The following is a 17,747-nucleotide window of genomic DNA, read 5'->3' as shown; positions in this document are numbered from 1 at the left end:
AAAGGGTTTCGGCACTTTATGCAGGCACCATAACCGCTTGTGCTTGGCCATTACCACACTTAGGACAGGTTGGATGAGGATACTTTTTCTGGGTGACGTCATGGGCCGTGCGGGACGCACGGCCATTCAGCTACACCTGCCACGTCTGCGCGACGAGTGGCGGCTGGATTTTGTTGTGGTCAATGGCGAAAACGCCTCGAACGGGATGGGTCTGACCGGCGATCACGCCAAGCTGCTGCTGGATGCGGGTGCAGATTGTGTGACGTTGGGCGATCATGCCTTCGACCAGAAAGACATGCTGCAGTTCATCGAGAAAGAGCCGCGCATCGTCCGGCCGGTGAATTTTGCCAAAGGCGCGCCTGGACGGGGGCATCGTTTGTTTAATGCACCCGGAGGCCGAAAGGTATTAGTCGTTCAGGTGCTAGGGCAGGTCTTTATGAAACGGCCCTTTGACGATCCGTTCTCGGCCATTGAACCGATCCTGAAATCCCACCCGCGCGGGGGGCAGGCGAACGCCATCCTCGTTGACATGCATTGCGAGGCTACGTCCGAGAAAATGGCAATGGGCCACTATTGCGATAAACGCGCCAGCCTTGTCGTGGGGACGCATACCCATGTGCCTACAGCAGACGCGCAAATCCTGCCGGGCGGCACGGCCTATCTGACCGATGCCGGGATGTGCGGGGACTATGACTCGGTGATCGGCATGGACAAGGTTGAACCGATGCGCCGGTTTATCACTGGAATGCCCAAGGCACGGTTCACTCCGGCCAATGGCGAGGCAACGCTGAGCGGCGTGTTTGTTGAAACCGATGACCGTGACGGGCAGGCAAAATCTGTGCAGATGGTTCGGGTTGGCGGGCGTCTGCAACAGGCCGGGCCTCAGTAAGGCTTGCTCTGCCGCACGCAATGCGGGAAACTGCCCGACGGGCGCGCAAGCCAGGCCAAGGTTCGGACACAAAACCAAGAATGCATTTCCTTCAACTGACAGAAACGGGCAGTGCGATCGTGGCGCTGATGGTCGTTGCGGGCATGTTCGTCATGTTCCTGCGCGAGGTTTACCCGACCGAGGTTGTCGCCATTGGTGGTGTGGCCGTGATGCTGGTGACGGGCATCTTGCCGTATCAGAGCGCGCTGGCTGTGCTCTCCAATCCGGCGCCATGGACCATTGCCGCGATGTTCATCATCATGGGCGCATTGGTGCGGACCGGGGCACTGGATGCATTTACCTCAACAGCGCAAAAGCAGGCACAGGTCAATCCGCGTTTTGCCATTGGTCTGTTGATGGCATTTGTTGTGCTGGCCTCGGCCGTGGTGTCGAACACGCCGGTCGTGGTGGTGATGATCCCGGTCTTTGTGCAGATCGCGCGCACGCTGAATGTACCGGCCTCAAAATTGCTGATCCCGTTGAGTTACGCGGCGATTCTTGGCGGCACACTGACTCTTATCGGAACCTCGACTAACCTGCTGGTGGACGGTGTGGCGCGGGCGCAGGGGATGAAGGCGTTCTCGATCCTTGAGGTCACTCCACTGGGCATCGCGCTGGTGATCTACGGCATGGTTTACCTGCGTTTCATCGCGCCGCGCCTGTTGCCGGATCGCGACAGCATGGCCTCGTTACTGTCCGACCGGTCCAAGATGAAGTTCTTCACCGAGGCTGTCATTCCGCCCGAAAGCAACCTGATTGGGCGTGAGGTAACCGGTGTTCAGCTGTTCAAACGCCCCGGTGTGCGTCTGATCGACGTGATCCGGGGTGATGAGTCTCTGCGGCGCAACCTAAAAGGGGTTGAGCTGAAACTCGGTGACCGCGTGGTTCTGCGGACAGAAATGACCGAATTGCTTAGTCTGCAAAGCAACAAAGAACTCAAGCGTGTCGATCAGGTTTCGGCGGTTGAGACCAAAACGGTCGAGGTTCTGATCACCCCCGGTTGCCGTATGGTCGGTCGGACGCTTGGCGCGCTGCGCCTGCGTCGTCGCTACGGTGTCTATGTGCTGGCGGTGCATCGGCGGAACCAGAATATCGGACGTCAGCTGGATGATCTGGTGGTCCGCGTTGGCGATACGCTGCTGCTGGAAGGTTCGCCTGCAGATATCCAGAAGCTTGCGTCTGACATGGATATGGTTGACGTCACCCAACCCTCTGCCCGTGCGTTCCGGCGAAGCCACGCGCCGATTGCCATTGGTTCTTTGGTGGGGATTGTTGTGCTGGCTGCGCTAGGCGTAGCGCCGATCCTGCTGCTGTCGGTTCTGGCTGTTGCGGTGGTGCTGATGACGCGCTGCATCGACGCGGATGAGGCGTTTTCCTTTGTCGAAGGCCGCTTGCTGGCACTGATCTTTTCCATGCTGGCCATCGGAGCAGCATTGGACAAATCCGGGGCCGTTTCGCTGATTGTCGAGGCGATAGCGCCGGGCCTCAGCGTGCTACCGCCCTTCCTGATCATCTGGGCCGTCTACCTGCTGACCTCGGTGCTGACCGAGCTGGTGTCGAACAACGCGGTAGCCGTGGTGGTGACGCCGATTGCCATCGGTCTGGCGCAGGCAGTCGGGATTGATCCGCGCCCGCTGGTGGTAGCGGTGATGGTGGCGGCCTCGGCCTCGTTCGCGACGCCGATCGGGTATCAGACCAACATGATGGTTTACGGACCCGGAGGCTATAGATTTACCGATTTCCTTAAGGTTGGTGTGCCGTTGAACCTGACGGTCGGCTTGCTGGCATCCTTACTGATCCCCTTTATCTGGCCGTTGTAAGCCCGGCGCGGTTTCGCCGATCCTCGACTAAAGGTCTTGTAAATGCCGATCCAGGCACGATCTTTTCATCAAAGCGGATGTGAAAGGATTGGACCATGCCATTTCCAAAACTCGGTAAAGCCATCGTCGTCGGTGCAATCGCACTGACTGTTTTGGGCAGCCAGAGCCATGCAGGGATGGTAACGGGAACAGCCACCTACCGCGAGCGCATCGCGGTGCCGCCGGATGCGACACTTTACGTCGAGCTTCAGGACGTCTCGCTGGCTGATTCGCCTGCGATTTCCCTTGCTGCGAAACGTTATGCAATGAGCGGTGTGCCTGCGCAATTTGAGTTGGCCTTTGACGATGCCCTGATCAAGGACGGCCACCGTTACGTGGTGCGAGCCTCAATCAATCAGGGGCAAGATCTGCTGTTTACCACCGATACAGCCTATCCGGTATTGACCGATGGGGCGGGGAATTCCACCGATCTGATACTGGTTCAGGTTCAGGGGGGCGCAATGCTGGACAACACACAGTGGACGGCCGCCGTTTTGAACGGTGCGGCGATTGAGGTTGAGCGTCGTCCTGAAATTGCCTTTGCACAGGACGGAGCTTTTTCGGGAAGCGGTGGATGTAACCGCTTCAACGGTCAGGTCGAGATTTCCGGAGCAAACATCTCGTTCCCGGACAACATGGCCGCGACCTTGATGGCTTGTCCTCCGGCGCTGGAAGAGGTTGAACGACAGTTTTTCAAAGCGCTGCAAGGCACCACCACCTATGCGATGGAAGGGGATGCCTTGGCCTTTCTGGATGCTGCAGGTCAACCGATAATCAAATTCGTGCGCAGCCAGTAAACCGGGGCCGTCAGGCCACGGCCCGCGACCGCCCCGCATTGCGGCCCGAAAAGATGCAGCCGCCCAAGAATGAGCCTTCCAGCGCGTTGTAGCCGTGATAGCCTCCGCCGCCGAACCCGGCGACCTCTCCGGCTGCGAACAGGCCGGGGACAACTTGGCCATCCGCGCCGATCATCTGGCTGTCGAGATTAGTCTGTAACCCACCCAATGTCTTGCGCGTCAGCACATGCAGCTTCACCGCAATTAGCGGACCATTGGCCGGATCAAGGAATTTGTGCGGCTTGGCTGTTCGGATCAGTTTATCCCCGCGGTAATTGCGCGCGGCCAGAATGGCTGCCATCTGCGCGTCTTTAGTAAACGGGTTGTCGACCTGACTGTCCCGCGCCTCGATCTGGGCGCGCAGATGTGCTTCGTCGATCAGACCGCCGCCCAGTTGGTTCATGCCGCTGACCAGTTCGGTCAGCGTATTGGCGACGATGAAATCCTCCCCGTGTTCCTTGAACGCCTCAACCGGCGCGGTGGCTTTTGATCCGGTCAGGACCCGCTGGAACAGTACCTCGCGCCAGCCGCCATCGGTCATGTCAGGGTTCTGCTCGGAACCCGACAGGGCGAATTCCTTCTTAATTACCTTCTGGGTGAGCACGAACCAACTGTATTCATGGCCGGTTTTCAGGATTTCCTTCAGCGTGCCCAGCGTGTCGAACCCCGGCAGGCAGGGCGGTTTCAACCGATTGCCCCGCGCGTCGAACCACATTGAGCTTGGACCGGGCAGGATACGAATGCCATGCGACGGCCAGATCGGGTTCCAGTTGCGAACGCCTTCGGTGTAGTGCCACATTCGATCGCCATTGATCACGTGGCCCCCAGCCTTTTCGCTGATCCCGATCATGCGTCCATCCACGTGAAAGGGCACACCCGCAACCATGTCCTTTGGCGGCTCGCCCAACCGGTCGCGCGGCCAGTTCTTTCGCACCATCTCAAAATTGCCACCGATCCCGCCCGAGGTGACGATGACCGAAGGCGCATAGACCTCGAACTCACCCACCTCATCGCGGTTTGTCTTGGCACCATGAGGGGCCGTGTCATCGGCCAGAACTTCGCCTGAAACGCCTTTGGTACCGCCGTTCTGCATGATGATGTGGCTGACCTGATGACGAAATTTCAGCTCGATCAGCCCGGCGCTCACATGGTCCTGTACGCGGCGGATGAAGTGTTTCAGAACGCCCGGGCCAGTGCCCCAAGTTATGTGAAACCGCGGTACCGAGTTGCCGTGACCATCCGCATATGACCCGCCACGCTCGGCCCATCCAACGATGGGGAACCAGCGCAGGCCCATTTCGTATAGCCAGGGGCGCATCTCTCCCGCGGCGAATTCAACATAGGCCTCAGCCCATTTGCGCGGCCAGGTGTCTTCGTCGCGGTCGAACTGCGCGCTGCCCATCCAATCGCGCAGGGCCAGTTCGTGGCTGTCCTTGATGCCCATGCGCCGTTGTTCCGGAGTATCGACCATGAACAGCCCGCCCAGGCTCCAGAACGCTTGCCCACCCAGAAAATGCCCGGGCTCCTGATCCAGCACGATCACCTTTTTACCGCGGTCCCCCAGCTCGGCCGCCGCGGCCAACCCCGCTAGTCCGGCACCTACGACGATGGCATCGGCAGTATTGTTGGTCATGTCTTGTCCTTTCAGCGGCTGCGGAGCCAGGCGATATAAGGCAGGGCCACGACATACATCATGATGCCGTAAACGGCGGAGGGCAGGGCCAGCGGGCTGAACCCAGTCTCGGTCCCCGTGATCAACGCTGCCAACGTAATCCCAAGTGTCGAGTTTTGGATACCGGTTTCGATTGAGACCGTCTTACTTTCATCCCACGACAGTTTCGCGGCTCGGGCGATCCCTAGCCCGATGGCCAGCAGTGCAATGTTCAAAGTGACCAGACCGGTCCCCATGATCCCAAGGTTTTCAATGAACAGCTGCCAGTTGCCGGCCAGTGCTGCGAGGACGATCAGGACAAATAGGGCAGTCGCAACTTTGGACAGAGGCGCGTCGATCCGTTCTGCAAAGCCGGGTGCGAAATGGCGAATACTGACACCAATGGTCACGGGCAGGGTGGTGATCAGAAACAAGGCAATTGCCAACCCGGTGATCGAGACTTCGGGTGCGTCCTCGCCCATGAAGTGAGCGATCGACCATGCAGCCAGAATAGGAACTGTCAGCATTGAAAGCAGGCTGATCACCGCAGTCAGGCTGACCGACAGCGCGACATCTCCTTTGGCCAGTTTTGACAAGATGTTGCTGGTCACGCCGCCAGGACAAAAGCTGAGCAGCATGAAGCCCACCGCGATTTCGGGCGGCAGGGCGAACAGCTTGACGGTGATAAAGGCGGCAATCGGCAGCAGCACCACCTGGCTCAAAGCGCCAATGGCGAAAGGGTAGCCCCGGGTTAAAACGCGTCGGAAATCAGCGACGTGCAGTCCGATGCCCAGAGACAGCATGATAATGGCCAGCGACAACGGCAAGCCGACATTGATAAGCAGATCCAAGAACAACTCCTCCCAAAGCCGTTCTGGGCAGCCTATGCGAGGGTTGAAGCCGCAGGCAACCGCGCCGTTGGGTCACAAATAGCGCTGGGCAAATCGGCGCAGGATTTCGCCGGGTTGGGTGACGTCGGCGGAGTGGCAGATATCGATCAGGCGTTGAGCATCTTCCGGCGGGAAATAGCCGTGGTGTTTGTAGATGTTTATACGCTCTTCGAAGTCGCGCGCGTTGGCTTCGGGGTGGAACTGCGTTGCATAGACGTTCCGGCCCCAGCGGATCATCTGAAACGGGCAGGGTTCCGAGGCTACAAGGTGCACGCACCCTTCCGGCAGGGTCTGCACGGCTTCTTTATGGCCGACGAAAGCGTCGAAGGTTTGTTCTAGCCCGGCTGTCAGAGGATCGCGTGCACCGTCAACGGTCAGGTGGCAGGTTGAAGGGCCGACGGGCTCTCCGAACTGGGCCTTGCTTACATCGCCGTCCAGATGCGCGGCCAGAATGCCAAGGCCATAGCAGCAGCCCATGAACGGATGGTCATAAGCAGTGATCTGCGGCATCAGGCCCATGATGGCGGCCTCAATCCGCGCATCCATTGGGGATTTCGTGGCCGGATCGTCACTGACGCAACCGGGACCGCCACCGACGATTACCCCAGCATAGTCAGTGACGTTCAGGCCTTCGGGTAAGTCCTCGCAATCCAGACGGATGCGGTGGGTCTGGTCCGACGACAGGCCGGTCTTGTCGAGGATCGAGGCGTATTCGGCGTCCGACGCCTCGGTCTCTGGGCGCAGTTGCAGGATCAGAAATCGTTTCATGCGCTGCCTTTACCCGTCAAAGCGGCCAGAAGACAAGAATAGCAGGAATGGAAACCGCTACGATGAGGATTTCCAGCGGTAGCCCCATACGCCAATAGTCGCCAAAGCGATACCCGCCGGGGCCAAGAACCAGCGTATTGTTCTTGTGGCCGATGGGGGTGAGAAACGCGGCCGAGGCCGCAACGGCGACCGTCATCAGGAACGGATCGGGCGAAACCTCAAGCGTGCGAGCCATCTGGATACCGACGGGGGCGGCTACGATGGCGGTGGCGGTGTTGTTCAGCACATCCGACAGAGTCATCGTGACGATCATCAGCACCGTCAGAATGGCCCATGCGGGCAGGCCGTCGGTCAGTTGGACAAGCGCGTTGGCGATCAGTTCGGTGCCGCCCGAGGTTTCCAGCGCGCTACCCAGCGGGATCATCGACCCCAGCAGCACGACCACGGGCCATTCGATGTGGTTGTAGAGATCGGCAATCGGCATGATCTTAGTCAGTACATAAGCGACCACGACCAGCCCCAGTGCAATCGGCAGATAGATCAGCCCGACACTGGCTGCCAATACGGCGGCGGCGAACAGGCCAATGGCCAGCCACGCCTTGTCGTTTGCGGTGACGTTCAGGCCTCGCTCGGCGAGTGGCAGACAGCGCAGCCATTCGGTCACGTCAGCGCTGCGGTCGCGGGGGCAAAGCAGCAACAGGATATCGCCCGCCTCGACCTCGGTCTTGCGGACTTGTTCGGTGATGCGGCGACCTTGGCGCGAGATTCCCATCAGCACGGTGCTTTGCCGCCAAGCCAGTCCCAACCCCTGCGCGGTACGTCCGGTGATGCGGGAACTTTCGGGGGCGACGACTTCGATTACCTCCAGCCCGTCGCCCTCGGCGGTCAGCAATTCCTGCCGCCGTGTGTCTGAGAAATCGAGGTTCAGCGCTGCGCGGAATTCATCCAGCGCCTCAGGTCGAGCCTCAAGCACCAGAGCGTCGCCTTCTTTCAGCGTGGCATGGGCAGAGCGGCCATAGCGGCGCTTGCCGTCCCGGATCAGGCCGATGATGGCAACATCGGATTTCTCGGCAGCCTCATAAAGCTCGCTAACCCGTTTGCCGATATGCGTGGATTCCGGCGGCACGGTCAGTTCAGCGATGTACTCAGCCAGCGCTTCGGAGGACTCCTCTTGCGGTCCACGGTTTGGAATAAGCCGCCATCCGATCAGCGAGACAAAGGCCAGACCGGCAATCGCCGCCACCCCGCCAACCGGAGCGAAATCGAACATCTTGAACGGCTCGCCCAGTGTTTCTTGCCGGATTGAGGCGATGATAATGTTGGGCGGTGTACCGATCAGCGTCGCCATGCCGCCCAGAATGGTGGCAAAGCTCAACGGCATCAGGGTCAGGCCCACCGAGCGACCTGCCTTACGCGCGGTCTGGATATCGACCGGCATTAGCAGCGCCAGCGCGGCGACATTGTTCATGAAAGCCGACAGAACAGCGCCGATCCCGCCCATCAGTGCAATATGCGCACCCAGCCCCCGTGAGGCGTCGACCAGAGTGCGCGTGATCAGGAACACAGCCCCCGAACGGACCAAACCGGCTGACACGACTAAAACCAAAGCCACGATGATCGTCGCAGGATGCCCGAACCCGGCAAATGCGTCATCCACTGGGACAACGCCAAGCACGACCCCAATTAACAGCGCGGAAAAGGCCACAAGATCGTAACGAAACCGCCCCCAAAGAAGCATTCCGAATACAGTGGCGAAAAGGGCAAAAAGAATAATCTGGTCTGTCGTCATGCCGTCACCATACCCGCAAGACGGCCTTGGACAAGCCGCTCTCTTGATCCCATGCCCTGCAAACGTCTATATGAGCGCCGAACACGCAATCACTATCACGAGGACGCACCATGGCAGGCCATTCCAAATGGGCCAACATCCAGCACCGCAAGGGACGTCAGGACGCCGCGCGGTCCAAACTGTTTTCCAAGCTGTCGAAAGAGATCACCGTCGCCGCCAAGATGGGCGACCCCGATCCCGACAAGAACCCGCGCCTGCGTCTGGCTGTAAAAGAGGCCAAGTCGAACTCGGTCCCCAAGGACGTGATCGACCGCGCAATCAAGAAATCGGTTGCAGGCGAAGGCGACGAATACGAAGAAATCCGGTACGAGGGCTATGGCCCGAACGGCGTCGCTGTGATCGTCGAGACGATGACCGACAACCGCAACCGGACCGCCTCGACCGTGCGCTCGACCTTCTCGAAGAACGGCGGCAATCTGGGCGAGACCGGCTCGGTCGGGTTCATGTTCGAACGCAAGGGTGAGGTTGTTTATTCTGCCTCTGTTGGCGATGCCGACACCGTGTTCGAAGCTGCCATCGAGGCAGGTGCCGAAGACGTCGAAAGCTCGGACGAGGGCCACATCATTTGGTGTGCGGATACCGATCTGAACGATGTGTCGAACGCGCTGGAAGCCGCGCTGGGCGAAACCGAGTCGACCAAGCTGGTCTGGAAACCCACCACCACGACCGAACTGGGTTTGGACGATATGCAAAAGCTGATGAAGCTGGTCGATGCGCTGGAAGATGACGATGACGTGCAGCGCGTCACCACCAATTTCGAGGCCACGGACGAGGTCATGGCGCAGCTCTGATCCGCGCCAAACAGCAGCCTTTGAAAACCCGGCCTTAGGTCGGGTTTTTCTTTTTCAGTTGACCGGAACCTTATAGGCTGGAGGCTAAGCAATTGTGTCCGTGGGGCATTTTACATCAATTGAGAGAATGACGGACAGTTCGGCGCCTACACCCAAACGGAATATTCCGGTTCTTGCCGGGCAGAGCATTCTGTCTCAGGTCGCGTGGACGCTTGGCAGCCCGTCCGTGGTGCTGCCATTTCTGGCCGTTTCGCTGGAACTTCCGATGTTCATCGCCGGGGCGCTTGTTTCGATCCGGATGGTGGGCAGTATGATTTCAGACGTGTTTCTTGCGCAGCCGATTGCGGCGCGGAATCGGAAGAAACGCGGGATTGCCCTGACCGAAATCGCCATCGGCGCCTGCCTTGTCATGGCGGTGGTCGTTGCGTCGACCGGAGTGGTTCCGGCCACCGGTGTAGCCTTCGTCGCGGCGTTTTTCCTGATTGGTCTGATCGAGGAAATTCAGTCATTGATGTATACCGACCTGATCGGCGACCACGTACAATCCAAGTCGCGAATGGTCTTGCATTACTTGCAGCTTGGAATCGGCGGGTTAGGAGCCATCGGTTTGGCGTTGCTGGTCCATGAGATCACCAAGGAAAATCCACCATTTTCGCGCCATTCCGCAGTTATTGCCGTTTCTGTCACGTTTTTTGTGCTGTCGGCTCTGTGCATTCTGGCCATGTCCGAAATCGGCAAAGAGGCTGAGCCCAAGACCGACGCGCAGCCTGCGCGGAAACGAAAGTTCTCGGAAAATTTCACCGACATCATTGCCATGTTCGATCAGGCCTGGTTCCGCCACTACATGATCATGCGGCTGCCTTTGGTCGTGGTGTCCCTTTCGGTGCCGTTCTTTGCCCTGATCGCGGCTGAGGCGCATCACGCGTCGGCCAAGGGCCTGACCGCCATGATCATCTCATCCGCGTCGGGATATCTGGTCTCGGCCCCGTTGTGGCAACTGGTGAACATGAAATCGCACCGCGCCGTGATGGTGGTCGGCAACCTTATGGTTGCCTTCACCGGTGGCGCGCTATTGGCAGTACACTTTTTAAGGATCGATCATGCGGTGCATCTACATGCGGTGGCCCTGTTCATTGTGACAGTCGCCGTGACGGGCATAGGCAGCGCCCGCAAGCTGTATTTCCTAGACGTGGCGCCCAAGGATCAGCGTGTCAAAGGGGCCGCTGCAATCAAAAGCATCTGCCGGATAACGGCGGTCATACTGTCAGCCGCTTTGGCAGCCGTCGCGCATATGCACGAGGTCGCTTGGGCGGTTTTCTTCATCTCTCTCGTCAGCCTGATTGCCGCCATCACCTGCTATCGGGTGGTTTTGCCAAACACGAAAATACCCGAAACGTCCTGACCCGGAGGGCTACGCTTTCGCAGGAAGAAGTGCCTGTGCCGCAATCCGTTTGACCGCGGCGGTCAGGGGCGCCAGCGCAGGGGACAAAACGCGGCCTACTTGCCATGTCAGTGGTACGTCCAAGGGCGCATCGGGCAGCAGAGGAACCAACCTTCCGTCATCCAATGCCCGCTGCGCAAGCCCCAATGGATTCATACCCCAACCCATCCCGGCAATTGCCGCGTCCACGAACCCTTGAGGGGAGGGGAGGAAATGCGAGGGCGGCGCGACTCTCTGACCAATCCTTTCGGTGATCCACGATTTCTGCAGGCCGTCCTTGCGATTGAAGGTCAGGCAGGGCGCTCGGGCCAGCGTGACTGTATTCACCCCGTTGGCAAACCACTGGCGCATATAGCTTGGACTTGCGGTTGCGATGTAACGCAGCGCGCCCAAATCTGAGGCATCACAGCCCGCCACCAGTTGATTGCCCACAGTGATGGCGGCGCTGACCTCTCCGCGTCGCAACCATTCCGCCGAGTGGTCCTGATCATCAACCAACAGATCGAACAGCAAGCCATCGACCTGTGCCATCGCGTCAATGAACCACGTCGCCAGAACGTCGGCGGGAACGGCCACCCGAACGCGTGCCGGGCCGCTGGCTTGATCCAGGGTCAGTTCCCGGGCCAGCTTCGCCTCAAGCAACCCGATATCCTCGGCATGTTGCGCAATCCGCAAGCCGGCAGGGGTACCCGTGCAGGGTGTGCCGCGTTGGATCAGGGCCGCGCCGACGCGATCCTCCAACGCTTTGATCCGCTGCGATATGGCCGAGGGCGTCACAGACAACTCGGCAGCGGCAGCCTCAAAGCTGCCATGGCGCAGAATGGAAGACAGCGCCGACAGGTGATTGGGATCAAGCAGCATTAGCCAAACTTAACTAAGGTCAACATCTTTAATTTGATAGAGGACCCCAATACCCGTAGTCAATGCCTCGGAACCACAGGAGGTCACATGTCTACATCCCTGATTGCAGGCTTCGCTTTGGGCTTCAGCCTTATCCTTGCCATCGGAGCGCAGAACGCTTTTGTGTTGCGTCAGGGCTTGCGGCGCGAGCATGTGCTGCCCTTGTGTCTGACTTGCGCAGTGTCTGATGCCATCCTGATTGCCGCGGGCGTTGCGGGCTTCGGTGCGCTGGCCTCGGCTGCGCCGTGGTTCGAAACGGTGATGCGCTACGGTGGGGCGATCTTCCTGACATGGTACGGCCTGCGAAGCCTACAATCGGCTTGGCGCGGCGGTGCGGTGATGGACGTGGCCGAGGGACAGCGCGCCAGCTTGAGGTCGGTGTTGCTGACCGTTCTGGCCTTCACTTGGCTGAACCCGCATGTCTATCTGGATACCGTTGTGCTGATCGGATCGATCTCTGCCCAATATGACGACCGTATGGCCTTTGCGCTGGGCGCGATGTCGTCCAGTTTCGTGTTCTTCTTTTCCTTGGGGTACGGTGCGCGAGTTTTGTCCCCCGTCTTTACCAGACCGCGGGCCTGGCAGGTTCTTGACGTGGTGATTGGGGTGGTAATGCTGGGGATCGCTTACAAGCTGGTGGCCATGTGACGGGTTGCCCCGGCCGGGGTTTCAGTGTTCAACCGTTAACATGACAACTCTTGCGCCCACATACCGCCCGCTGGTGGGCATGTTCTGGATGTTCGCCGCCGGGGTGTCCTTTGTTGTCATGACCGCGCTGGTAAAGTCGCTGGGCTCGACGATGGACCCGATTCAGGCAGCGTTTCTTCGGTTCGTCTTTGGACTGGTCTTTCTGTTGCCCGCCTTGAAGCTGGTCCTGACGACGCACCTGACACGTCGGCACCTGACCCTGTTCGGAGTACGTGGGATCGTGCACGCCGTGGCCGTGATGCTGTGGTTTTTCTCGATGACGCAGATCCCCTTGGCCGAGGTCACCGCGATGAACTACATGACACCCGTCTATGTCACCCTAGGTGCGGCGTTGTTTCTTGGAGAGAAGCTGGCCTTTCGCCGGATCGCCGCGATTTGCGTGGCGATAATCGGCGTCGTAATCATTCTGCGCCCCGGATTTCGCGAAATTTCAGCTGGCCACCTGACCATGCTGGGCACGTCTCTGGCGCTTGGGGCTTCTTATTTAATCGCAAAGGCGCTTGTACGAGATCTGCCGCCGTCGGTTGTCGTGGCACATATGTCGATATGGGTGACGATTGCCCTGATTCCTTTTGCGGTGGCCGTCTGGACACCGCCCAGCCTGCGCGATCTGGGCGTTCTGTTTCTGGTCGCTAGTTTTGCCACAGCGGGTCACTATTTCATGACGATTGCGCTGAAAGCCGCGCCCGTAGCGGTGACGCAACCGGTGACTTTCCTGCAGCTTATCTGGGCCACACTGGTAGGTGCGCTGGTCTTTCACGAAAGCGTCGATATCTGGGTAGTTGCTGGCGGCACGCTGATCCTGTCGGCGGTCAGCTTTATTGCCTGGCGCGAGGCCGTTCTGAACCGCAGTAGTCTGACAACCCCGAGCATCGCGCCCAAGATTTAGCCATATTCGGCACCCGAAAACGGTTATTAATTGACGAGTCAATAAAAACACCGTAGCGTTTTCTCCACTTAACGTTGGGAGAGGATAGCTATGCCGAAACTCGGAATGGAGCCAATCCGTCGCGACGCGATCGTGCGCGCGACGATTGCCGAGCTTGGGTCGAAAAAGTCCCTCGACGTAACTGTCAGTCAGATCGCCAAGCGGGCCGGAATGTCCAGTGCGTTGGCGCATCACTATTTCGGCGGCAAAGATCAGATTTTTCTGGCCGCAATGCGACGCATCCTGTCAGATTTTGGCACAGAGGCGCGCGAGGAACTGAAAACCGCTCCTCCGAAAGAGAGGGCGCAGGCCATCATCCGAGCCTGCTTTGCGCCATCCTGTTTTACGCCTGATGTCATCGCCGCTTGGATGACTTTCTACGTGCTGGCTCAGACAAACGAGGACGCATTGCGTTTGTGGCGGGTTTATCAGGCGCGCGTTCGGTCCAATCTGGTTGATGCCCTACGCCCGTTGATGAGCGATCCGGTCGAAGCGGCCGAAAACATGATTGCCCTGATCGACGGTCTGTATATTCGCGCTGCACTCAGCGCCCCGGAAGAACCCCAACTGGCCGTAGACCACGCGATGCGTGTTCTCAATACTCTGCTCGAGGCTGAAAAATGACAAAACCCAACATTCTGATCCTGATGGTGGATCAGCTCAACGGTACCCTCTTTCCCGACGGTCCCGCAGACTGGCTGCATGCTCCGAACCTGAAAAAGCTGGCGGAACGGTCGACGCGGTTTGCAAACGCCTACACGGCGTCACCGCTGTGCGCACCGGGGCGGGCCAGTTTCATGTCTGGCCAGTTGCCCTCGCGTACCGGGGTTTATGACAACGCGGCCGAGTTCAACAGCGATATCCCCACCTATGCGCACCATCTGCGCCGCGCAGGCTATTACACCTGTCTGTCGGGCAAGATGCACTTTGTCGGCCCAGATCAACTGCATGGGTTCGAAGACCGTTTGACCACCGACATCTACCCGGCCGATTTCGGTTGGACGCCCGATTACCGCAAGCCGGGTGAGCGGATTGACTGGTGGTATCACAACATGGGCTCGGTGACCGGCGCGGGTGTGGCCGAAATCTCGAACCAGATGGAGTACGACGACGAGGTTGCCTACAACGCCAAGGCCAAGCTCTATGATCTGGCCCGTGGCAATGATGACCGTCCGTGGTGCGTGACCGTTAGCTTTACCCACCCGCATGATCCTTACGTGGCACGTCGGAAATACTGGGACCTATACGAGGATTGCGAACACCTGCTGCCCGAGGTCTCGGACCTGGGCTACGAAAACCAGGACCCGCATTCCAAGCGTATCTTCGACGCGAACGACTGGCGCAGCTTTGACATCACCGAGGAAGATATCCGCAGGTCCCGCCGCGCTTATTTCGCCAATATCTCATATCTGGACGACAAGATTGGCGAGATTCTCGAAGTGCTGGAGACCACGCGGCAAGAGGCGATCATCCTCTTCGTCTCGGATCACGGTGACATGCTGGGCGAGCGTGGTTTGTGGTTCAAGATGACCTTCTTTGAAGGCTCGTCGCGCGTGCCGCTGATGATCTCGGCGCCGGACCTACCAGCGGGACGGATTGACACGCCGGTCTCGACGATCGACGTAACGCCCACGTTGGGCACGTTGGCAGGCGTCGACATGGCCGAGATCGCGCCTTGGACTGACGGCGAAGACCTAGTGCCTTTGGCGCAAGGTGTTGAGAGGACCGCGCCGGTGGCGATAGAATACGCGGCCGAAGCATCCTATGCCCCGCTGGTCTCGCTGCGCTATGGCAAGTGGAAATACAACCGCTGTGCACTGGACCCGGATCAGTTGTTCGACGTTGAGTCTGACCCACACGAACAAACCAACCTTGCCGAAGATCCCGCACATGCCGGAACGCTTGAGTCCTTGCGTGCGAAATCCGAGGCCCGCTGGGATCTGGATCAGTTCGACGCCGATGTGCGCGCCAGTCAGGCCCGTCGCTGGGTCGTCTATGAGGCGTTGCGGCAGGGGGGCTATTACCCGTGGGATTATCAGCCGCTGCAAAAGGCGTCCGAACGCTACATGCGGAACCACATGGATCTGAACACAGTTGAGGAAAGCCAGCGTTACCCGCGCGGCGAATAACCTCTTCACCTTTTGACAAAGACTCCTGCCGAACAATTCCAAAAGGGGTTCGGCGGGCTATGGAGACCTGAATAATGGAAGCAGATTTCGTCATCGTTGGCGCAGGGTCCGCAGGCTGCGCGATGGCATACCGCCTGAGCGAGGCCGGGGCCTCGGTTCTGGTGATCGAACATGGCGGCACCGATGCCGGGCCGTTCATCCAGATGCCGGCGGCGCTGAGCTATCCGATGAATATGGCGCGTTACGATTGGGGCTATCAGTCGGAACCCGAGAAGCATCTGAACAACCGCCGTCTGGCCTGTCCGCGCGGCAAGGTGATTGGCGGATCGTCCTCGATAAACGGGATGGTCTATGTGCGCGGCCACGCGCGCGATTTTGACACGTGGTCCGATATGGGCGCGGATGGCTGGTCTTATGCGGATGTGCTGCCCTACTACAAACGTATGGAAACGTGGCACGATGGCGGGCACGGCGGTGATCCCGAATGGCGGGGCAAAGATGGCCCGCTGCATGTTTCCCGCGGCCCGCGTGAAAACCCTCTTTTTCAGGCCTTTGTCGATGCCGGACAGCAGGCGGGGTACGAGGTTACCGGCGATTATAACGGTGAAAAGCAGGAAGGCTTCGGCCCGATGGAGCAGACCGTCTGGAAAGGACGGCGCTGGTCGGCGGCGAATGCCTATCTGAAGCCTGCGCTCAAGCGCGACAACTGCGATATCGTGCGCGGCTTGGCGTCGCGCGTGGTCCTGGAAAATGGCCGCGCGACCGGCGTGGAGCTGATCCGTGGCGGCAAGAAAGAAATCATCCGCGCCCGCCGCGAGGTGGTACTGGCGGCGTCCTCGATCAACTCACCCAAGCTGCTGATGCTATCGGGGATCGGTCCTGCGGCGCATCTGGCCGAGCACGGGATCGAGGTTGTTGCGGATCGTCCCGGCGTGGGCGCGAACCTGCAGGACCATCTGGAGCTGTATATTCAGCAGGCCTCGTTGCAGCCTATCACGCTGTATAAGCACTGGAACCTTGTCAGCAAAGGCTTGATCGGGGCGCAGTGGTTGTTCACGAAAACCGGCCTCGGGGCGTCGAACCAGTTCGAAAGCGCGGCCTTCATCCGCTCGAACCCCGGCGTCGAGTATCCGGATATCCAGTATCACTTCCTGCCCATTGCTGTCCGCTATGATGGTCAGGCCGCAGCGGAGGGGCATGGGTTCCAGGCGCATGTGGGGCCAATGCGCTCGCCGTCGCGTGGAGCGGTCACGCTGCGCTCGGACGGGCCCGAGGACGCACCGGTGATCCGGTTCAACTACATGAGCCACGAGCAGGATTGGGAAGATTTCCGCAAGTGTATCCGACTGACCCGTGAGATATTCGGGCAGGACGCATTCAAACCGTTTGCAGGTAAGGAGATCCAACCGGGTGCGGACGTGCAGACCGACGAAGAGCTGAATGGCTTCATCGCCGAACATGCCGAAAGCGCTTATCACCCCTGCGGTACCTGCCGTATGGGCCGGGCTGACGACAAGAACGCGGTCGTTGACCCCGAAGGGCGTGTGATCGGGGTGGACGGGCTGCGTGTCGCCGACAGCTCGATCTTCCCGCAGATCACCAACGGCAACCTCAACGCGCCGTCGATCATGGTGGGTGAGAAGATGTCGGATCATCTGCTGGGCAAAGAGGCCTTGCCAAAAGCCAATGATCGGCCGTGGATTCACCCGGCATGGGCGACCGCGCAGCGGTGATTTGATCCGCGTCAAAGCGGGGTGTGACAAAGGCGTTTAGACCTGACTCGTAACGACATATTTTAGGAGCGAACAGGAATGTCCCACACCCCGCATGAACTGGCCGAAGAGTTTCCGGACAAAGTCGAACTGATGAGCCAGCTCAAGCAATCGGATGCGCATTTCGCCCGGCTGGCGGATGAGTATCACGAGGTCAACCGCGTCGTTCACCGCGCGGAAACCAATATCGAACCAATGGAAGATCTGGCTGAAGGCGAGTTGCGCAAGAAGCGCGCTGCGCTGAAAGATGAGATCTGGTCGATCCTGTCAAAGGCTTAAGATCCAAGGGCGGGGGCT

The 17,747-nt window shown here is 59.3% G+C and carries 16 protein-coding genes; 11 read left to right on the top strand and 5 right to left on the bottom strand.

All coding sequences use genetic code 11. The annotated features are described in order from the left end of the window. The first annotated feature begins 73 nt into the window (after nucleotides 1-73). The 3 genes from ACXAGD_RS11680 (at nucleotide 74) to ACXAGD_RS11670 (ending at nucleotide 3,584) form a co-directional block, all read left to right on the top strand. Nucleotides 74-889 (top strand): TIGR00282 family metallophosphoesterase, encoded by an 816-nt coding sequence (locus tag ACXAGD_RS11680; RefSeq protein ID WP_475210786.1) that lies wholly within the window; start codon nucleotides 74-76, stop codon nucleotides 887-889. Nucleotides 890-969: 80 nt separating this feature from the next. Next, on the top strand, nucleotides 970-2,748 hold the full coding sequence (locus ACXAGD_RS11675) for an SLC13 family permease (RefSeq protein ID WP_475210784.1): 1,779 nt from the start codon (nucleotides 970-972) through the stop codon (nucleotides 2,746-2,748). A 95-nt stretch (nucleotides 2,749-2,843) separates the two neighbouring features. After that, nucleotides 2,844-3,584, top strand: coding sequence for a YbaY family lipoprotein (locus ACXAGD_RS11670; protein WP_475210783.1), 741 nt, complete (start codon nucleotides 2,844-2,846; stop codon nucleotides 3,582-3,584). Nucleotides 3,585-3,594: 10 nt separating this feature from the next. Here the strand turns inward: ACXAGD_RS11670 and ACXAGD_RS11665 are convergent, their stop codons facing one another. The 4 genes from ACXAGD_RS11665 to ACXAGD_RS11650 all read right to left on the bottom strand — a co-directional run bounded on the left by ACXAGD_RS11665 (nucleotide 3,595) and on the right by ACXAGD_RS11650 (nucleotide 8,721). After that, a complete protein-coding gene (locus ACXAGD_RS11665) occupies nucleotides 3,595-5,256 on the bottom strand; it encodes an FAD-binding dehydrogenase (protein WP_475210781.1) in 1,662 nt (553 codons plus the stop codon). 11 nt (nucleotides 5,257-5,267) lie between these two features. Beyond that, nucleotides 5,268-6,125: a bile acid:sodium symporter family protein gene (locus ACXAGD_RS11660; protein ID WP_475210780.1), complete on the bottom strand. Its 858-nt coding sequence runs from the start codon at nucleotides 6,123-6,125 to the stop codon at nucleotides 5,268-5,270. Between the two features lie 72 nt (nucleotides 6,126-6,197). Next, nucleotides 6,198-6,932, bottom strand: coding sequence for a glutamine amidotransferase (locus ACXAGD_RS11655; RefSeq protein WP_475210778.1), 735 nt, complete (start codon nucleotides 6,930-6,932; stop codon nucleotides 6,198-6,200). A gap of 16 nt (nucleotides 6,933-6,948) precedes the next feature. Continuing rightward, nucleotides 6,949-8,721: an SLC13 family permease gene (locus ACXAGD_RS11650; protein ID WP_475210777.1), complete on the bottom strand. Its 1,773-nt coding sequence runs from the start codon at nucleotides 8,719-8,721 to the stop codon at nucleotides 6,949-6,951. A 110-nt stretch (nucleotides 8,722-8,831) separates the two neighbouring features. Between ACXAGD_RS11650 and ACXAGD_RS11645 the strand changes: the two genes are divergently transcribed. Then, a complete protein-coding gene (locus tag ACXAGD_RS11645; RefSeq protein WP_170331702.1) occupies nucleotides 8,832-9,572 on the top strand; it encodes a YebC/PmpR family DNA-binding transcriptional regulator in 741 nt (246 codons plus the stop codon). Nucleotides 9,573-9,699: 127 nt separating this feature from the next. Beyond that, the gene (locus tag ACXAGD_RS11640; RefSeq protein WP_475210774.1) at nucleotides 9,700-10,974 is read left to right on the top strand and encodes a permease; all 1,275 of its coding nucleotides are present in this window, start codon (nucleotides 9,700-9,702) and stop codon (nucleotides 10,972-10,974) included. Nucleotides 10,975-10,983: 9 nt separating this feature from the next. On the opposite strand, the gene ACXAGD_RS11635 is transcribed toward ACXAGD_RS11640, so the two are convergent. Further along, nucleotides 10,984-11,874, bottom strand: coding sequence for a LysR family transcriptional regulator ArgP (locus tag ACXAGD_RS11635; RefSeq protein WP_475210773.1), 891 nt, complete (start codon nucleotides 11,872-11,874; stop codon nucleotides 10,984-10,986). An 87-nt stretch (nucleotides 11,875-11,961) separates the two neighbouring features. On the opposite strand from ACXAGD_RS11635, the gene lysE reads away from it, so the two are divergent. The 6 genes from lysE to ACXAGD_RS11605 all read left to right on the top strand — a co-directional run bounded on the left by lysE (nucleotide 11,962) and on the right by ACXAGD_RS11605 (nucleotide 17,729). Then, the gene (gene lysE, locus ACXAGD_RS11630) at nucleotides 11,962-12,561 is read left to right on the top strand and encodes an L-lysine exporter (protein WP_475210771.1); all 600 of its coding nucleotides are present in this window, start codon (nucleotides 11,962-11,964) and stop codon (nucleotides 12,559-12,561) included. Between the two features lie 40 nt (nucleotides 12,562-12,601). Beyond that, the gene (locus tag ACXAGD_RS11625; RefSeq protein WP_475210769.1) at nucleotides 12,602-13,510 is read left to right on the top strand and encodes a DMT family transporter; all 909 of its coding nucleotides are present in this window, start codon (nucleotides 12,602-12,604) and stop codon (nucleotides 13,508-13,510) included. Nucleotides 13,511-13,600: 90 nt separating this feature from the next. Then, complete coding sequence (gene betI, locus ACXAGD_RS11620) at nucleotides 13,601-14,173, top strand: choline-binding transcriptional repressor BetI (RefSeq protein WP_475210768.1); 573 nt, start codon at nucleotides 13,601-13,603, stop codon at nucleotides 14,171-14,173. After that, complete coding sequence (gene betC / locus ACXAGD_RS11615; protein ID WP_475210764.1) at nucleotides 14,170-15,678, top strand: choline-sulfatase; 1,509 nt, start codon at nucleotides 14,170-14,172, stop codon at nucleotides 15,676-15,678. Before betI ends, betC begins: the two co-directional genes overlap by 4 nt. Nucleotides 15,679-15,752: 74 nt before the next feature. Next, complete coding sequence (betA, locus tag ACXAGD_RS11610; RefSeq protein ID WP_475210761.1) at nucleotides 15,753-17,411, top strand: choline dehydrogenase; 1,659 nt, start codon at nucleotides 15,753-15,755, stop codon at nucleotides 17,409-17,411. 78 nt (nucleotides 17,412-17,489) lie between these two features. After that, nucleotides 17,490-17,729 (top strand): HP1242/YdcH family protein, encoded by a 240-nt coding sequence (locus ACXAGD_RS11605; protein WP_170325806.1) that lies wholly within the window; start codon nucleotides 17,490-17,492, stop codon nucleotides 17,727-17,729. The last annotated feature ends 18 nt before the right edge of the window (nucleotides 17,730-17,747 follow it).

The organism is Ruegeria sp. ABF4_144 (assembly GCF_056160045.1).
The sequence above is the reverse complement of the archived record's forward strand: the minus strand, read 5'-3'. Positions and strand labels throughout refer to the sequence as shown.